General features: G+C 45.7%; 15 protein-coding genes. 12 read left to right on the top strand and 3 right to left on the bottom strand.

The genetic code is table 11. The features are described from left to right. The first annotated feature begins 4 nt into the window (after positions 1-4). The 11 genes from EHO57_RS09220 to EHO57_RS09170 all read left to right on the top strand — a co-directional run bounded on the left by EHO57_RS09220 (position 5) and on the right by EHO57_RS09170 (position 12,658). On the top strand, positions 5-1,093 hold the full coding sequence (locus EHO57_RS09220; RefSeq protein ID WP_135646512.1) for a DUF1574 domain-containing protein: 1,089 nt from the start codon (positions 5-7) through the stop codon (positions 1,091-1,093). 99 nt (positions 1,094-1,192) lie between these two features. Beyond that, a complete protein-coding gene (locus EHO57_RS09215) occupies positions 1,193-2,485 on the top strand; it encodes an LIC20035 family adhesin (RefSeq protein WP_135646511.1) in 1,293 nt (430 codons plus the stop codon). 67 nt (positions 2,486-2,552) lie between these two features. Continuing rightward, a complete protein-coding gene (locus EHO57_RS09210; RefSeq protein ID WP_167882308.1) occupies positions 2,553-3,167 on the top strand; it encodes an LIC20036 family protein in 615 nt (204 codons plus the stop codon). An 18-nt stretch (positions 3,168-3,185) separates the two neighbouring features. After that, positions 3,186-4,196, top strand: coding sequence for an AAA family ATPase (locus EHO57_RS09205; protein ID WP_135646509.1), 1,011 nt, complete (start codon positions 3,186-3,188; stop codon positions 4,194-4,196). Positions 4,197-4,213: 17 nt separating this feature from the next. Continuing rightward, complete coding sequence (locus tag EHO57_RS09200; RefSeq protein WP_135646508.1) at positions 4,214-5,038, top strand: DUF58 domain-containing protein; 825 nt, start codon at positions 4,214-4,216, stop codon at positions 5,036-5,038. A gap of 53 nt (positions 5,039-5,091) precedes the next feature. Beyond that, positions 5,092-6,000 carry an LB_053 family protein gene (locus tag EHO57_RS09195; RefSeq protein ID WP_246050622.1) on the top strand — a complete coding sequence of 303 codons (909 nt, stop codon included), beginning with the start codon at positions 5,092-5,094 and terminating at the stop codon, positions 5,998-6,000. Continuing rightward, the gene (gene batA, locus EHO57_RS09190; protein ID WP_135646507.1) at positions 5,997-6,941 is read left to right on the top strand and encodes a VWA domain-containing protein BatA; all 945 of its coding nucleotides are present in this window, start codon (positions 5,997-5,999) and stop codon (positions 6,939-6,941) included. Before EHO57_RS09195 ends, batA begins: the two co-directional genes overlap by 4 nt. Then, positions 6,938-8,650 carry a VWA domain-containing protein BatB gene (gene batB / locus EHO57_RS09185; RefSeq protein ID WP_135646506.1) on the top strand — a complete coding sequence of 571 codons (1,713 nt, stop codon included), beginning with the start codon at positions 6,938-6,940 and terminating at the stop codon, positions 8,648-8,650. The genes batA and batB overlap by 4 nt, the downstream gene beginning before the upstream one ends. After that, on the top strand, positions 8,647-10,251 hold the full coding sequence (locus EHO57_RS09180; protein ID WP_135646505.1) for a BatD family protein: 1,605 nt from the start codon (positions 8,647-8,649) through the stop codon (positions 10,249-10,251). Before batB ends, EHO57_RS09180 begins: the two co-directional genes overlap by 4 nt. Next, positions 10,248-12,077, top strand: a complete 1,830-nt coding sequence (gene htpG / locus EHO57_RS09175; protein WP_135646504.1) for a molecular chaperone HtpG — start codon at positions 10,248-10,250, stop codon at positions 12,075-12,077. The genes EHO57_RS09180 and htpG overlap by 4 nt, the downstream gene beginning before the upstream one ends. A gap of 56 nt (positions 12,078-12,133) precedes the next feature. After that, positions 12,134-12,658: a hypothetical protein gene (locus EHO57_RS09170; RefSeq protein ID WP_135646503.1), complete on the top strand. Its 525-nt coding sequence runs from the start codon at positions 12,134-12,136 to the stop codon at positions 12,656-12,658. Here the strand turns inward: EHO57_RS09170 and EHO57_RS09165 are convergent. Beyond that, the gene (locus EHO57_RS09165; protein ID WP_135646502.1) at positions 12,639-13,133 is read right to left on the bottom strand and encodes a hypothetical protein; all 495 of its coding nucleotides are present in this window, start codon (positions 13,131-13,133) and stop codon (positions 12,639-12,641) included. The two genes, EHO57_RS09170 and EHO57_RS09165, sit on opposite strands and share 20 nt — an antisense overlap. A 112-nt stretch (positions 13,134-13,245) precedes the next feature. Between EHO57_RS09165 and EHO57_RS09160 the strand changes: the two genes are divergently transcribed. Next, complete coding sequence (locus EHO57_RS09160) at positions 13,246-14,907, top strand: PhoX family protein (RefSeq protein WP_135646501.1); 1,662 nt, start codon at positions 13,246-13,248, stop codon at positions 14,905-14,907. Here the strand turns inward: EHO57_RS09160 and EHO57_RS09155 are convergent. Further along, complete coding sequence (locus EHO57_RS09155; RefSeq protein WP_135646500.1) at positions 14,904-15,251, bottom strand: STAS domain-containing protein; 348 nt, start codon at positions 15,249-15,251, stop codon at positions 14,904-14,906. The genes EHO57_RS09160 and EHO57_RS09155 overlap by 4 nt on opposite strands. Continuing rightward, the gene (locus EHO57_RS09150; protein ID WP_135646499.1) at positions 15,244-16,146 is read right to left on the bottom strand and encodes a diacylglycerol kinase catalytic domain-containing protein; all 903 of its coding nucleotides are present in this window, start codon (positions 16,144-16,146) and stop codon (positions 15,244-15,246) included. The genes EHO57_RS09155 and EHO57_RS09150 overlap by 8 nt, the downstream gene beginning before the upstream one ends. Between the last annotated feature and the right edge of the window lie 37 nt (positions 16,147-16,183).

Raw genomic sequence — 16,183 nt, 5'->3', positions numbered from 1 at the left:
GTTCGTGTCGAATCTCGAGCCTAATCCGGAAGAAAAATTAAACTTCCTTACCAAGCCTTTCTTATTTTATCCTGTCCTTCTTTTTTTATTCGTTTTTGCATTCGATAAGATCTTCTTTTTGGATAAGGTCCGAGACTACGTTAAAGTAGAACTAACGTATATCTATTACGATGTAAAACAAGAGCTCCTCAAGGAGATGATCTCCAAATTCGGCAAGGATGTGCCGCAGCGTTCCGATAAGAAGCTAGTTCTTCTTATGGGATCTTCCAGGATGCTTTATTTTAAGAACCAGGAGATCCTGGACTTTTATCCGGATTGGGAAGTGTACAATCTTTCCTCCGCGGTTACGACTCCGGCATACTATCTCTATTTTTTGGAGAGACTCTTTGAGGCCGGCGTAAAGCCGGATTATCTAGTTCTGGAGGCGGATCCGTTCCAGTTTAACGCGAATAGCACTACATTCAAAAAATCGAATCTAGCTCATAGTTTTGATCTGCGTTTTATTCTTTCTCACGCTTGGACTTTGGGAAAGGAAAATGTGAATTATTATCTTGCGAATTTTTTCTTCGGAGTGAGCAAGAATAAGCCTTATTTGGAGAATGTGTACGCCCATCTTACCAATAAGAAATTCGAACAGGCAGACCTGATCAAACAGCTCACCATCGATTCCCTGCACAAGGATAAGGGAAACGCTCTTTCTCCTGCGGGCGGATTCATGGAAAAAGATTACGGTAGATTAGAGGCCAGTTCCGTTCGGACCATCGGTTGGATCTATCCTAAATATTCTCCTTCCGAAATGCAGTTTTCCTTTTACGAGGATATTCTGGAGGAAGTTAAGTCTCGCGGAGTGCCTACCTTGGTCGTGAGACCGGAAGTTTCCCTTCCTCTTGAGAAGATACTGAAAGATCTGAATATTCCCGCGCCTTGGTGGGAAAGGATCCGTCCGATCAACGACGGGTTCGGTATTCCTCTCGTCGATATGGCCGAAGCGACGGACTACGATTGCAATACGTTTGCGGACAGCGGTCACATGGCCGTGGACTGTTATCGTCCTTTCTTACGGTTCCTTAGAATTCGGTACCCCAAAAACTAATTTCATTCCTTCTTCTCCTCTTTCTTTCGGGAAAGGAGGTTGACGAGTACGCTTGTTCGGCTTAGCTTTGTTGAGTTAGATTTACTCGGACGGCGACGTATGAAAAAAATTTTATCCCTGACGGTTTCAATTTCTTTACTAGCAAGTTGCTCTTCTATCAATATAGGAGAAAATAAAGGTAAGGATGCAGAGTTCCAAATATTAGATCCGAATCTTCGGGTCGAAAAGTTCAAAGAAACTTTTAATATCAAAGCGGAAGGTCCGGTCACTCTGGACTGTTCCGGCAAACCTTGTACTCCGGATCAGGTCAGTGCCTTGACCCCGGACCAGATCAAGAAACTAAAACGCAATGGCGAATGGAAAGAATATGTGGAGAAGGAAGGGACCGGTCCCGACAAAAAGAAATTCTCCGTTCTGGTTCGAGTGGGAACTTATAAAGACGATAAGAGGGACGGGATCTGGAAAACCCTATTCGAAACAGGAGAGACTCTGAGAGAGACTCCGTATGTTGCCGGAGTGAAAGAAGGCGAGGACAAGAAACTCACCAAGGATGGCACCCAAACGGAGAGCACCCTGTACAAGGCCGATAAGAAAAACGGTCCATACTGGTCTAAGACAGATAAGGGGATCCTTACAGAAGAAGGGACTTATACCGACGACAAGAAGACCGGAACTTGGAAGGAATATTATAACGAGGACGGAGCTAAGAAAACCGTCGGGGATTACAGGGACGGAAAGAAGAACGGAAAAGAATCCAATTACTATAAGGACGGGAACACTCTTTCCTCAGAAGGGTCCTATTCGGACGATCTGAAAGTAGGATACTGGAAGAATTATTATGATAACGGTGGTGTTCTTTCCGAAGGTGGCTATACTCCTAAGGGAAGCGGGGACGATAAGAAATCGCTTCGTTCCGGTGCTTGGAAAGAATATTATAAAAACGGAAAGGTATTCGCAGAAGGCCAAAGAGATCACACTCGTAAAGGCGACTGGAAATTCTATTGGAGTAACGGGAATCCCGCTTACAAAGGCGCCATGATGAACGAAATGATGATGAGCTCTGCGGAAGTGTACGATAAGGACGGCCAGCTTATCGGTAAGGGCAAGTTGCTATTCGATCTTCTTTTGATGGACGATAAGACGGATGAATTGAAGGCGAAGTTCAAGCCGGATCTTCCATTCACTTATTATAAGAATGGAAAGAAAACTTTCGAGATCTTGAGCGAGACCACTGCGATCGAATACGACGATTCCGGAGCGAAGATCGGACAAGGGCCGGTTATGCCTGGGACTAACGCTAAGAACGATTGTTGGACCACTTCCCAAGGCAAGAAGTACTACGTAAACGGAAGAGAGAACGCCAAGATGGGCGAGTTGCAGGGTTGCAAATAATTTAAAACAGCATCAACGCTCTTCGGGCTAGCCGGCTCGGAGAGCGATCTAAAGGAAGCCTCGAATTTTGCAAAAAATCATCACGAATAACGATCTTAAAAAAATCAGTCTCGGGGTCCTTGTGGCCGCTCCGTTGTTCTTTCTCCTGGGATATTTTATGCGGGGATGCGGCTCTGTGGACAGACAGGCAAAGGTAACCTATAGCGGTTCTTTTACGGAAGGAACCCTGGTCTCGTTAGATTCTAAAAACGTAATATTAAGGGATCCTGATTTTTCCATTCCTTTGGAAACTGTGGAGAAGATCGAATTTTTGGAGGATGCGCAGAGTCTAAACTCTAACCAAGTCTCCTTATCCGATCAGGAAAAATCCTTTGTGGGAACTTATAAATTGCAGGTAGGCATACATAAGGGAGTGCTCAGTATCTTTCCTAGAAAGACGGGAGGAATTGGCGCGAGCCTTCGTTTCACGAATTGGGGAAAGGGAACGAATGAGTATTTGACCGGCATCAAGGTTACTGGCAAGAGCATTCGATTCGTTCGCTCTTGCAGCGGTGCAAAATGTTCGGAAATAGGAAGCAGCACTCCTTTTACTCAGACGTACACGGGAGATCTGGACGGAAAGAAGATCCAAGGGGCCTACCAGGGAAGCAATAGTTCGGGACGCTGGATCGCAGAACGTTAATATATACCAAGGAATTTTATGGAATCGGCTACGAGCAAGCAGGGGATTCTTCCATTAGCAGAATCTGATATTCAATTTGCGAAAGACACTCTGGATCGGATCCGCCAGGAACTTACCGGAGAGATCACCGGTCAGGAGACAGTGGTCAAGAACCTGCTTATTTCCCTTGCCTGCCAAGGTCATGTGCTTTTGGAGGGAATGCCTGGTCTTGCAAAGACGCTTCTTGCAAAATCCTTGTCTTCTGCCTTGGCCTTGGATTTCAAGAGAGTCCAATTTACTCCGGACCTTCTTCCTGCGGACCTGATCGGGACGGTCGTATTCAATCCTAAGAATGGGGAGTTCAATACTCGCAAGGGACCAATCTTTACGGGAGTTCTTCTCGCGGACGAGATCAACCGTGCTCCTGCGAAGGTGCAGTCCGCCTTATTGGAATGCATGGAAGAAAAGACCGTGACTATTGGGGATCATACATTTCCTTTGGAGAGGCCTTTCTTGGTCTTAGCCACGGAGAACCCCATCGATCAGGATGGAACGTATCCTCTACCAGAGGCTCAGATGGACCGTTTCTTCATGAAGGTATTGGTAGAATATCCCGACATGAGCGAAGAGCTCGCCATCTTGGAGCAGCACGGTAAGCTCGCTTCATCTCCAAAACGCATTCAAAAAACTGCAAGTGCTCAGGATATTCTGAAGATCTCCAGTTTGGTGGATCGTGTGCATGTGGAGCCTAAACTAAAAAGCTATATCGTACGGCTGGTTCGTAATACTCGCCCTGAAGAAAAGACCGTGCCTGAACTTCTTCCTTATGTGAGACATGGAGCTTCTCCTCGTGCGAGCTTGAGTTTGCTTAAGGCATCCAAGGCAAAAGCGCTCTGGGAGGGAAGGGACTACGTCGCTCCGGAAGATGTGAAAGCGGTTTTACCGGAAATCCTAAGACATAGGATCCTTCTTACATTTGAAGCAATCTCGGAGGACGTGGGAATAGAATCCGTGATCCGGATCGTTTCCGACGCGACCCAGGTGCTTTAAGATTCAGGAAGCGACTCATGCTTCGTAAAGAATACCAAAATCTGATCCAACTCTTGGACTTCAAGGAGAGAGGTTTCTCTCTGCGAAATCGACAAGGGACCGCTGCCAGTTCCAGAAAGGGAAGGGGAGTGGACTTTAAGGACGTGCGTCCGTACGCAGTCGGGGACGATACTCGTTTGATCGATTGGAACGTTACTTCCCGCTTCGGAGAATTGCATGTGAGGGAATTCAACGAAGACAAGGAGAGGCTAGGAGTATTCTTCTTGGATGTTTCCGAGTCAATGGATTGGAGTAGCTCCGAGTGGACCAAGGCAGAGAACGCATTTCAAGTGCTAGCGTTACTCACTCTTCTCTATGTAAGAAAGGGAAATCTCGCAAAGATACTTCTCTATTCGGATCGATTGGAATGGGAGACAGGATACTTGCGAACGGTAGAAGAAGCTCTTCCCTGCTTGGAAAAAGTGAGATTGTATTCTCACCAAAAAAGAAAGACCGCACCTGAGCTTCCATTCACGCTCTTAAAGAACCGGATCCGAAGATATACGGATTCCTATATACTCTCCGATTTTCACGGCTCGACTTCTTTGCGTAAGCTGACTGGGTTACGAAAATTTCATACATTGCATGCGATCCGATTCGTGGACGCATTGGAAAATTCCCCGCAAAGAAATATGCTGGCTTATTTTTTGGGGAAGGATCCGGAAACCGGCGCCTTCTCGAGGGGAAACCAAACAGATATCAAAAAGAACCTAGAGGTATTATTTAAATCCAGATACTTGGAATTGGAAGGAACGGATACGGATCCTACAAAGCTTTTGAACTACTGGAGAACTTTGGGATGAAAGTAGGAGCTCCTACATGCAATTCATCTATGCAAACTCGTATTTCAAGAAGAATGCGAGCCGCATCTGTCATTGAGTTTGTACATGCCCTTAAGGATCTTAGCTTCTATAAGATCTTTGTTATAGTATTATTATTCTCCGCTTCTTCACCTTTGTTTGCATGGAAGGAAACATGGAATCCGAACCAAGTCAGTATAGGGCAGAGATCGGAATATGTATTAGAGTTTCGAGAAGGAGAGATCGTATCTCCTGATTTCCCTTTGAAAGGAGTCCATGCGGATCCTGATTCTTCGGACCTTCCTCTTTTGGAAGTTCTTTCGGTGGATGTCGAAAAGGATCGCATCAAGCTTATTGTGGTCTATTATGCGACCGGAAAATTCACTCTTCCCGTTGTTTGGAAAGATAAGAGTTCCAAGGAGTATCGTTCCGAAGCGGAGCTTACCGTTCTTTCTTCCTTAAGTGAAAAGGACAAGGCGCCGGAGGATATACTTCCACCTTTGGAGTTCTCAGGGCCGTATGGTTGGAAATTGGCAGCCTTGTTTGCAGGAATGACTGCGATCCTTCTTGGGATCTTTTATGCCTGGTATCTGCATCAAACAAGGGTTCATCGTCCTATGGATGCGGTCATACAGACGGATCCTTGGCTTCATAGAATTCTAATTTATGAAAATGGATTGGACGAGCTCATTAATTCTTCTCCCATTCATGCCAGGGAATTCTATAGAGCCTTGTCCGGATACATTCGGGAGAATATGGCAAGGAGGTTAAACACTTCTTTCGCTCATCTCACCGAAGAAGAGTTATTCTCTAAGATCTACGATTCTTTCCCGATCGAAGGAGAAGAGGCTCGTTCTTGGGAGAATCTATTGCGTAAGTCGCAATACTCCGGAGAGAACGCAAGTATCTCGAGAGAGGATGCGGTGCAGGCCTGGGATTATTGGAAGGAGGTTCTTGCAGAATGAACGAATGGGAAGCTCCGTTCTATCTTCTTTTCCTGGTCCCGATCTGGGTTTTGACCTTGTATTCCTATTGGAAGAAGGATCCTGCACTTAGCATGAAGCTCCGGCTTCCTGGAGCAAAATCATCCGGACAAACAAACATTTTAGAATGGTGTTCGCGTTATTTCCCTTTGCTACGACCTATCGTATTGAGTTTATTTGTGATCGCACTCGCTGGACCCGGAAAGAAATACAGATTCCTGCCGGACGAAACCCAGGGTGTGGATATCATGTTGGCCCTGGATGTGTCCGGCTCCATGTCCAAGAGCCGCGACTTCTTGCCGGAAACGAGACTAGGCATCTCCAAGAAATTACTGAAAGAGTTTATTAGAAAAAGAGAAACCGATCGCATCGGCTTGGTAGTGTTTGCTGGAGGAGCGTACTTGCAATCTCCTTTGACAAGCGACAGGGCGACTCTAGAAGAGATCTTAGGAATGGCAGAAGAAGAAACAGTACCGGAGCAGGGAACGGCTATCGGGGACGCGGTCATTCTTTCTTCGTATCGCTTAAGAAGATCGCCTGCAAGATCCAAGGTGATCGTACTGATCACGGACGGAGTCTCGAATACAGGAAGGATCGATCCTGTGACTGCGACGGAGATCGCTAAAGGAGTGGGGATCAAGATCTATTCCATCGGGATCGGAAAGGAAGACCAATCCTATGAAGTGAACTTCGATATTTTGGACGAACTTTCCAAGAAGACGGGCGGAGTCTTTTATAGAGCGGAAGATGTAAGTCAGTTAAGAGAAGTGCTTTCCGCAATCGATTCCTTAGAGAAAGATCTATTGGCGCTTCCTCCCGAAGAAGTAAGAGAGACGCAGGCACTTATCATTTTGGCATACGCTTTGGCCTTGCTGGGCCTGGATCTGTTCTTTCGGACCTGGCTTTTTAGGTACTATGTATGAGCGAAAAGTTTTTAGAATCCTTTTGGGCCGTTCTGGTACTCATCTTTGTATGTTACGCCTTCTTTAAATTGGCATTCTATTTCTTCTGGGATCGCTGGAAGAAAAAGTTCCCTGGCTTGCCTAGGGAGGCGCAAGTACCTTCCTTTTGGCTCGTTATAACAAGGGTGTTGATCTTAGGAACTGTATTCTATCTTTCTTATGCTGGATTCAGGCAAACGGAAGGAAGCAAGTCCAAGGAAGAAGAGACATTGAAAGGAGTAGATCTTCTTTTCTTGGTGGATGTGAGTCTTTCTATGCAAGCAGTGGACACGAATCCTTCTCGCTTGGCCCGTGTTAAAGAAGCCATTTTAAGAATGCTACCTGAGCTTCCTGGAAATCGATTCGGCATGATCGTGTTTGCCGCTTCTCCTTTCGTGTATTGTCCCATGACATCGGATGCCCGGGCCTTTGCGGAATATGTAAGAGGGCTGGACGCGGATATCGTGGGAGATAGAGGTACGGATCTGAACGCAGCATTCAAAAAGGCGGAAGAGGTCTTAAGTTCCAACCAAGTGCTTCGAAATCGGATCCTGGTTCTCGCCACTGACGGAGAAGATATGGATTCTCCCTCTCTATTCCGTTTTCCCGCGGATGTATGGGTCTGGTCTGTAGGAACTCCTACAGGAGGAGCGATTGCGTATACGGACGACGGTTCCCGGGTTTCCGGCTATCTGACTCGAGAAGGTTCCCTGGCCCCGTATGAGAATTCGCCCGGAGTCGTGATCTCTCAGGCAAATCCTTCCTTTTTAAGAAGCCTGGCTAGTACCAACGACGGTAAATTTCTGGATTTAGATTCAGAAAGTCCTAATCTAAAAGAAGTCCAATCATGGGTGGGCTCCATGGAGAAGAATACGAACCAAAGGATCCATAATCTAAGAAGGGCAGAAGGGGTCCAAAAATTCCTTTTGCCTGTGGTATTGCTTTTGCTCTTCGATTTCTTTGTGCTGGAGTTTCTTGGGAAATATTTCGGTAAGTCTCGTACAAAGCTTATGACTGCATTATTATTCGTTCTTGTCCTTTCTTCTTCCGGGTTGTCCGCGGTGGAATTGGATCCCGGAGGGAATCGGATCAAGGAAGGAAGGAACTCCTACGATGGGGGAGACTTCAAGGGATCCCTGGAAAAATACAAAGAAGCGGAGCAATACTTTCCTGAGGATCCAAGATTGGATTTCAATCGAGGGGATTCGGAATACAAGTCCGGGAATTTGGACAGAGCAATTCGTCATTTCGAGAAGGGAGCGGAATCCAAGGACTTTAAAGTTCGTTCCATGTCCCATTATAATCTAGGGAACGCCTATATGAAGTTAGGCGATCGGAAAAAGGCTGCTGAACATTATCTTCGTTCCTTAAAGGAATATCCCGGTATGGAGCCTGCAAAGAAAAATCTAGAATGGTTGCGTAAGCTTCCGCCTAACGGAGGAGAAGGTTCCGAAACCAAAGACCAATCCCAGGGCATGGACGATCCTATTCAGCCTGGAACAGGTGGAGCAGGGGAGAACGAAGAAGGATCTAAGCAAAGATCAAAGTCCAAGGCAGAAGCCGGAAAAGATCCTAAGAATAAGAACAAATCCAAGGCGGAGCAAGAGTTGGATCGGATCATGGAATCCATGGACTTGGATAACGTAAAGAGAAGAAGTCCAGGCTCTCGCAATCGAGAGGTTTTCTGGTGAAACGGTTTCTTCTTCTTTTCATATTCGGATTCGCAAGTGTTAGCTCCGTTTATGCGGTGGATCCGAAGTTTTATTTGAGCCAATCCAGGGCCGAGTTAGGAGATCCTGTATTTGCGATCATAGAAACGGAAGGTGCCGCGCAGATTCGGGTCATAGATAAGGAATTCCAGGCAAAGGGGATCAAGGCAGTCTATTGGGGAATGGAAGACAGTACTACGATCGTGAACTTCAAGACCTTTCGCAAGAAACTCTTAAAGTACAGATTGATCGCATCCGCTCCCGGAAAATATACAGTGCCCGAGATCACCATAGAGATAGACGGGAAGAAATTCGAAACCTCTTCTCTGACTGTAGAATTCGGTGCGAGAAGTGCAGCGGCTCGAAATCCCGGATCCTTCTGGAATCGGTTCTTCACGACGGAAGATAACGCAGGACCTGCGGATGGAGATCTAAAAGTTGTCTTTCAGTTGGATAAGAAAGAGGTTTGGGTAGGACAACCTATTCTGGGCTTCTTTGCGCTATATTATAGAAATGCAATACGTCCCTATTTCGATAGGGATCCTTCTAGTTCTATTGAGTTCCCTTACTTTAGGAGCGAGGTGCTTTCGGGGATCAGTCTTACTATTCCGAATACCGTTGTATACGAGGGGATAGAATATGAGACTTCTCCGTACAATAAGGAGATCTTTATACTCACTCCTTTAAAGAAGGGGGAATATTCCCTGGGCTCCACTTCCTTTCATCTAGAAGGACAATTGCAGTCTTATTTTCACATGAGAAGCACCAAGACTATAGGGAGCAAGATAACCGTGCAGGATCTTCCTCAGCCTTCTCCTAAGACGTTTGCGGGAGCCGTCGGGGATTTCGAGATTTCTTTAGAAGGATTTCCGAAGAATATCCATACGGATGAACCGTTCCAATTCAAGGTGGTGCTGAAAGGGAAGGGAAATCTTTCTTCTGTCAAGGATCCGTTGCGCTCCTCTTGCCCTTCTCCCGATTGCTATCCGGAGATCACTTTTCTTCAGCTCCGTCCCCAGAGAGAGTTCAAGGAATTGGGGCCGGGAGAATACGGCTTTTATCTGAATCATTCGTATTCCTATTCCGTTCTTCCTAAGAAGGAAGGAACCTGGAAACCGAAGGATCTCCAATTTTCGTATTTCAATCCGAACTTACGTAGATACTCGGAGGTGACGATCAGCTTTCCAAGCTTAACGGTAGGACCTCCTCGCCCTAAGATCAAAACTTCGGAAGGAGGAGTAGAAAGAGGATATGGGATCTCCTTTTGGGGGATTTCTCTCTTAGGAATTTCGGGTTTGGCTGGGACCTTATATATAGCGTTAGTATTCAGAAGAAGATATGAGATCACTCGAAGCCTGAAACGGCTTGACCTCTGGATCGGTTCCAAAAGAGGTTTTGTTTTGAAACATGCAGCGATGAGCAAAGGCCTCTCTGAAGAAGAGGGGATCGTACTAGCTTCCTGCAAATCCGAGTCAGTTCCTTTGGACGAAACGTACCGAAGTATGGATCCGGACTCTCGTGCCTCTCTTCTCGGGATCGCACACAAATTATTGGTGAATATAAAGGAAGAAGAATCCGTATGAGCGAAGAAGTAAAAGGAAGGATCTCCGTAGAGACGGAGAATATTTTCCCAATTATTAAAAAATGGTTATATTCTGAAAAAGATATATTCTTAAGGGAATTGGTGTCGAACGCTTGCGACGCGATTGCGAAACTTAAGAAGATCTCCCTCAGCGAGGAATTCGAGGGAGGAACGGACTACAGGATAGATCTGGATTTCGATCAAAACGAGAGGACTCTCACCATCCAGGACAACGGGATAGGTATGAACGAGGAGGAAGTGAATAGATACATCAATCAGATCGCTTTCTCCGGTGCGGAAGAGTTCGTTAAGAATTACCAGGGAGAAGGGGACAAACCGGAGATCATAGGTCATTTCGGTTTAGGGTTCTATTCTTGCTTCATGGTTTCTTCTAAAGTGCAAATAGAGACCAAGTCGTATAGAAAGGGCAGCCAAGCAGTGATTTGGGAAAGCGAGTCTGGTACGGAATTTACTCTTAAACCCGGAACTAAGACGGAAAGAGGGACTAAGATCACTCTATTCCTAGACGGAGATTCGGGAGAATTCCTGGATGCATGGAAACTAAAAGAGTTAGTCCGTAAGTATTGCGATTTCCTTCCTGTCCCGATCTATGTGAAAGAGGAAAAGGCGAATAAGCAGACTCCTCTTTGGAGCGAGCAACCTTCTGCCGTTAAAAAAGAACAGTACGGCGAGTTTTATAAGTATCTATTCCCGTTTGCAGAAGATCCTCTCTTTCATGTTCATTTAAATGTGGACTATCCTTTTAAGCTCCAGGGGATATTATATTTTCCTAAATTAAAGCATGAGTTAGATGCGAATCGGATGGGGATCAAACTCTATTGCAATCATGTATTCGTTTCCGACGAGGCAAAGGAGTTGGTTCCTCAATTTCTGACAGTATTGCAAGGGACCTTGGATATCCCGGATCTCCCATTGAACGTATCCCGTTCTTATTTGCAGAACGATCCCTTGGTAAAGAAGATCTCTTCTCATATTGTTAAGAAAGTCTCCGACAAATTGCAGGAAGAGTTCAAAAGAGATCCGGACGAGTTCCGAAAGAATTGGGATGAGATCGCTCTATTTGTGAAATACGGGCTCATGACGGACGAGAAGTTCTACGAATCCGCAAAAGATCTCATTTTTTTCAGATCGTCTAACGGAGATCTAACGAAGTTAGAGGATTATGTAGAGAGGAATAAGGAAAGGAACTCCGGCAAGATCTATTATGCGGGAGAAGCGGAGCTTTCTTCGGTATATATGGATCTTTTGAAATCCCAAGGACTGGAGGCAGTTCTTGTGGATTCTAGGATAGACAGCCACTTCTTGCAGTTCCTAGAGGGAAAGAATCCCGACTGGAAGTTCCAAAGAGTGGACTCCGAGCTTGCGGACCAGGTACTCGATAAGGATGCTTCTCCTGATCTTGCCGATACTGAGAACAAGACGGCCGAGGATCGTCTAAAAGAGATCTTCTCCAAGGCAGTAGGAAGGGAAGGGGTCGAGATCAAGACCGAAGCCTTGAAGGCGGAAGATATTCCTTCCGTGATCCTTCTTCCGGAACATTTAAGAAGGATCGCAGAGATGGGTCAGTTTTACGGTCAGAAATCTTCCGAAATCCTGAAGAGCCATACTCTTCTGATCAATCGCAAATCCAAATTGGTAAAGAACATACTTTCCCTATCCAAGGGTTTGCATCCTGAGAAGGCCGAAAAATTGGCGAGGTCGGTATACGACTTAGCCTTGTTAGGAGCCAAGCTTCTAAGCGAAGAGGAACTCAGCGATATGGTTCGTAGACAGAGGGATCTGTTAGAGCAGCTTTCTTCGGATTGACCCGAAAAAAAGGGAGGGAAATCGGGGATCGTACCGATATCTTTATTGGTACCGGTATGCGGACACCGATTTTCCTGACCCTTATATCCACGCTTATGTTTCTGTCTCCGGCAGCCTGGGCGCAAGACGTCCAAAAAGGCAAACCATTGCCGGATGACGGGGGAGAGGTCCATAAAGATGGCCAATCCCTGGATAAGGAATACTACGAGTACTATTTCAAGACACTTCCCAATACGGATACATTGGAGAAGGAGAAGCTGGAATACAATCTGATCCGTTCTCTGAAACTGGAATTAAGAAAAAGAGACGCAGAGAAAATGAATCCGGAAGAATTGAAGAAGGTGAATGCCAGCTCTGTTCGTTACGAAAGAGTTTTCGAAGATTCGATCTGGATGCGAGGGATCCGAAAGCAGCTAGGTCATCTGAAATTCAAGGATTACATGTTTGTAATCGTTTATGATAAGTATTACTGCTTTATTTCCTATGAAATGAATCCTGCAAGATATATCCAAGAGCCGTATCAAGTACAGCTTATCTTCAAAAAAGAAAACCCATTTACTTCTACTCTACCTCAGCCTTGAATGTGCTGAAATAAAAACTCAAGGCGATCGTTCCCAATGAGAAAGCGATCCCGAACAAAAACAGTTCTTCCATGAAGCTGAAGTTAGGCGAGGGTGCGGTGTTGCCCACAATCCTTCCTAAGATCATCGGTTTGCCTAGCTTTTTCCAGGTGCGAGTGCGGACTTGGACGGTGTCTCCCACTCTCATTCTTCTGTTGGTGAGTTGATCCACTTCTTCTGTGACCTCATGCTTCTTGCCGTGCTCGTCCGGGACCAGATATGTGTATACGTGAACGATCCTACCTAACTTGTTCAGCTTTGTATCTTCGACCAAGACTCCGAACTCCTTGTCTCCAGGAAGAGAAAGTTCTTGGTAGATCGATTCTAAACTGCGGTTTTCCCAGTACACCAAACCGAATAAGGGGAGAAAGAAAGCAAAAGAAACCCAGCCCATGACGAAGAGGATCTTATAGAACGGGGTAGAGTTCGGTTTCATTCGAAGCAGTTCTAATGCTCTTTTTCATCCTCTAATATTACAACCAAGTTTCCTTTTTCAATGGGAAGAAAAAACGAATGGTGTAAAGGATCGGGGAGAGGAGAATGAGGATATGAAGGTATCTCGATCGGATTTTTTAAAGTATATAGGGAAGGGAATGCTCGCTCTAACCGCAGTTCGCAGCATAGATCTTCTTTCCGAAACGAAATCGAGTCGTTCTCATAAAAGACAATTATTATCTCCTACTTCTTCCGAGCATTCCAGAAAGATCCCGGGCGCGAGCTTTAAACCGGTGAGTCCCAGTACGGAAGACGATCTGATCCTTCCCCAAGGATTCCGCTACGATCTGATCGCGGCGTACGGAGATCGGATCAATACAAAGGGAGATACATTCGGATTCGCTGCCGATTTCAATTGCTTCTTCCCCTTTCCGAAAGATCCGAACTCGGCCTTGCTTTGGACCAATCATGAATACCTAAACGAATTAGAATATTACGTAAACGGTTACGACTATCAGGTCAAGTCGCCGAACAATCGAACTCCTGAACAGATAGAAAAGTATTTATATGCTCTAGGTGGTTCTATTATCGAGCTACGTAAGTCGAAAGGGACCTGGGTCTTGGACCCAGATTCCAAATACGGACGTAGGATCACAGGTCGGACAGGATTCCAATTGAAAGGTCCTGCAGCCGGTTCCGAAGCGATGGGAGGGAAGACCAGGGCTTACGGTACCTTTGCCAATTGCTCCGGAGGAGGGACTCTTTGGAGTACCGCTCTTTCTTGCGAAGAGAATTTCGATATGGTCGTAAGCGATTGCAAACTGGAAGATATCCGAGAATACGGGTGGATCATAGAGATAGATCCTTTCGATCCGAATTCCACTCCGATCAAACATACCGCTCTCGGAAGATTTGCGCATGAGAACGCTGCTCTTGCGATCTCACCGTCGGGCAAACTCGTGGTGTACATGGGAGACGATAGCAAGGACCAATGTGTTTATAAATTCGTATCAGCCGAGAAGTACGATCCAAAAAAAGGAAAGGCCAATTCGGAACTCTTAGACAAGGGAACTCTGTATGTGGGGAATTTTGAGAAATGTATATGGGTTCCTTTGGATCTGGAAAAGAATAACGATCTCAAGAATGCGAAAGATAAAGAAGGCAAGTCGTTGTTTTCCAGCCAGGCAGAAGTACTCGTTCGTTGCAGAGAAGCTGCGAAAGTTGTAGGAGGAACTCCTATGGATCGTCCGGAGGATCTCGAAGTACATCCGTTAGACGGAAGCATATTCGTATCCTTCACCAATAACGATTCTCACGGGAACTTTTACGGACAGATCGTTCGGATCTTTGAAGAAGGTTCTAATCCGGAATCGGAGAGATTCGACTTCGAGGTATTCGCTGCGGGAGGAGGAAAGAGCGGATTCTCTTCTCCGGATAATTTGGCTTTTGATTCGGCAGGAGGGCTCTGGATGGTGACCGATATGACCACAAAGCTCTTAGGAAAATCCATCTTTAAGAAATTCGGGAATAATGGGATGTTCTTTCTTCCCACAAGCGGAAAAGAAGAAGGTAAGGTATTCCAATTTGCCTCCGCACCGATCGGTTCCGAGTTAACAGGGCCTTGGTTTACACCGGATGAAGAGTTCTTATTTTTATCCGTTCAACATCCGGGAGAAGATACAAAGGATTATGCTCGTCCTACTAGCTCTTGGCCGAGCAAGAAAAAGGGAGAGATCCCGAGACCGGGAGTCGTAGTGATCCGAAGAGAGGATTAATTCTTAAGGCAGGCGGCGATTGCGTCTTCTTCTTTTTCGAAGTGAGAGAACGGTTTCCAAAGTCCTAATAGATTGAAGATCTGTATTACCTTCTCTCCGGCTTCGGTCAGAAGCAATTTCTTTCCTTCTTGAGAGAGGCGATTCTTTAATTCGAAGATAGCTCGTATTCCGGAACTGGAAACATATTTGAGATCGGAAAGATTCAATACGGTATTGGAGGCGTGTGCTACTTCTAGAACCTTCTCCTTGAAGTGAGGAAAAGTCGATTCATCCAAACGACCGGAAATCAGATAGACTTTGATTTCGGATCCGGCTTCCTGTTCGAGTATCTTCAAACTATCCATGTTTTTTTACTACCACCCGTAATCGTTCCGGAGAGACCGAAAAATCCGCCTTTGCCCCAGGAGGGAAATCGTAAATGCGTTCCGCTAAGGAATCGATAGAGATCCCTCCTCGCATTTCGGATATTAGACGGAAAGAGTTGCGCACCGTGAAATGATCCAGCTTATATTTCTGGTTTTCCTTCTTACGCAGCTCTCTACAATACACTTTGAAATAGGGCGCTTGCTTGTCAAAGCTTACGTCCTTATTTTCGCAAGACATAACCCAACCGGTAGAACCCGCTCCGGTATAAACAAGAAGCCCCGAGCATTTCTGCTCTTCCGACTCGTTCTCATGGAAGATCAGGAACCGGCTCGTAAGATCGGGACTATTATTGCGTATGGAGATCTCGCTGATCCCTTGAAACGTCTCTATCGCCTGACCGTCCGGATATTCTATCTTTACGTTAATGCGAGGCCATTCTTCCAAATTGGTGTTTTCCCAATTCTTAGAAACTGCCTCCGCAATATCTCCCATATGAAAAGAGAGAAGGGCGCCCACGGAAGTTTCGGGATCGGAATTGCAACCTAGGACCAGATTATCCAGCGCATGGTGAGCGACGTAGGTGAAATGATTGTCTCCACCAAGAGCGATTACCAGATCGAAATTAGAAATGTCCAAATTGTCTAGCTCTTCCCTAAAAATGAAAACTCCTTTAGGAAAGATGCGTTTTAATTCTTCTCTACTTTGCAGTTGGCGTTGATGGGAATTATAGACCCGAGAGAATGAATCGTTTTGGATATGCGCGATCCTCTTTAATTCTTCTTCGGAAGAGTAGGCTTCCAGATCTAATTCGTATTTAGTCCGTTTGATGACTACCAAAACGGATTCGGGGTTTTTTCGCTTTTCCGAGGGCATGGATTACCTATTTGGACGGAATATGCCCTCCTAGAAA

Origin of the sequence: Leptospira langatensis (assembly GCF_004770615.1) — a bacterium.
Lineage (GTDB): Bacteria > Spirochaetota > Leptospiria > Leptospirales > Leptospiraceae > Leptospira_B > Leptospira_B langatensis.
This window is presented reverse-complemented; position numbering and strand designations above follow the sequence as displayed.

Excerpts from the sequence above, each read along its gene's own strand:
- EHO57_RS09215 (WP_135646511.1), top strand. The coding sequence starts at position 1,193 with ATGAAAAAAATTTTATCCCTGACGGTTTCAATTTCTTTACTAGCAAGT.
- EHO57_RS09205 (WP_135646509.1), top strand. The coding sequence starts at position 3,186 with ATGGAATCGGCTACGAGCAAGCAGGGGATTCTTCCATTAGCAGAATCT.
- EHO57_RS09200 (WP_135646508.1), top strand. The coding sequence starts at position 4,214 with ATGCTTCGTAAAGAATACCAAAATCTGATCCAACTCTTGGACTTCAAG.
- EHO57_RS09195 (WP_246050622.1), top strand. The coding sequence starts at position 5,092 with ATGCGAGCCGCATCTGTCATTGAGTTTGTACATGCCCTTAAGGATCTT.
- batA (WP_135646507.1), top strand. The coding sequence starts at position 5,997 with ATGAACGAATGGGAAGCTCCGTTCTATCTTCTTTTCCTGGTCCCGATC.
- batB (WP_135646506.1), top strand. The coding sequence starts at position 6,938 with ATGAGCGAAAAGTTTTTAGAATCCTTTTGGGCCGTTCTGGTACTCATC.
- htpG (WP_135646504.1), top strand. The coding sequence starts at position 10,248 with ATGAGCGAAGAAGTAAAAGGAAGGATCTCCGTAGAGACGGAGAATATT.
- EHO57_RS09170 (WP_135646503.1), top strand. The coding sequence starts at position 12,134 with ATGCGGACACCGATTTTCCTGACCCTTATATCCACGCTTATGTTTCTG.
- EHO57_RS09165 (WP_135646502.1), bottom strand. The coding sequence starts at position 13,133 with ATGAAACCGAACTCTACCCCGTTCTATAAGATCCTCTTCGTCATGGGC.
- EHO57_RS09160 (WP_135646501.1), top strand. The coding sequence starts at position 13,246 with ATGAAGGTATCTCGATCGGATTTTTTAAAGTATATAGGGAAGGGAATG.
- EHO57_RS09155 (WP_135646500.1), bottom strand. The coding sequence starts at position 15,251 with ATGGATAGTTTGAAGATACTCGAACAGGAAGCCGGATCCGAAATCAAA.
- EHO57_RS09150 (WP_135646499.1), bottom strand. The coding sequence starts at position 16,146 with ATGCCCTCGGAAAAGCGAAAAAACCCCGAATCCGTTTTGGTAGTCATC.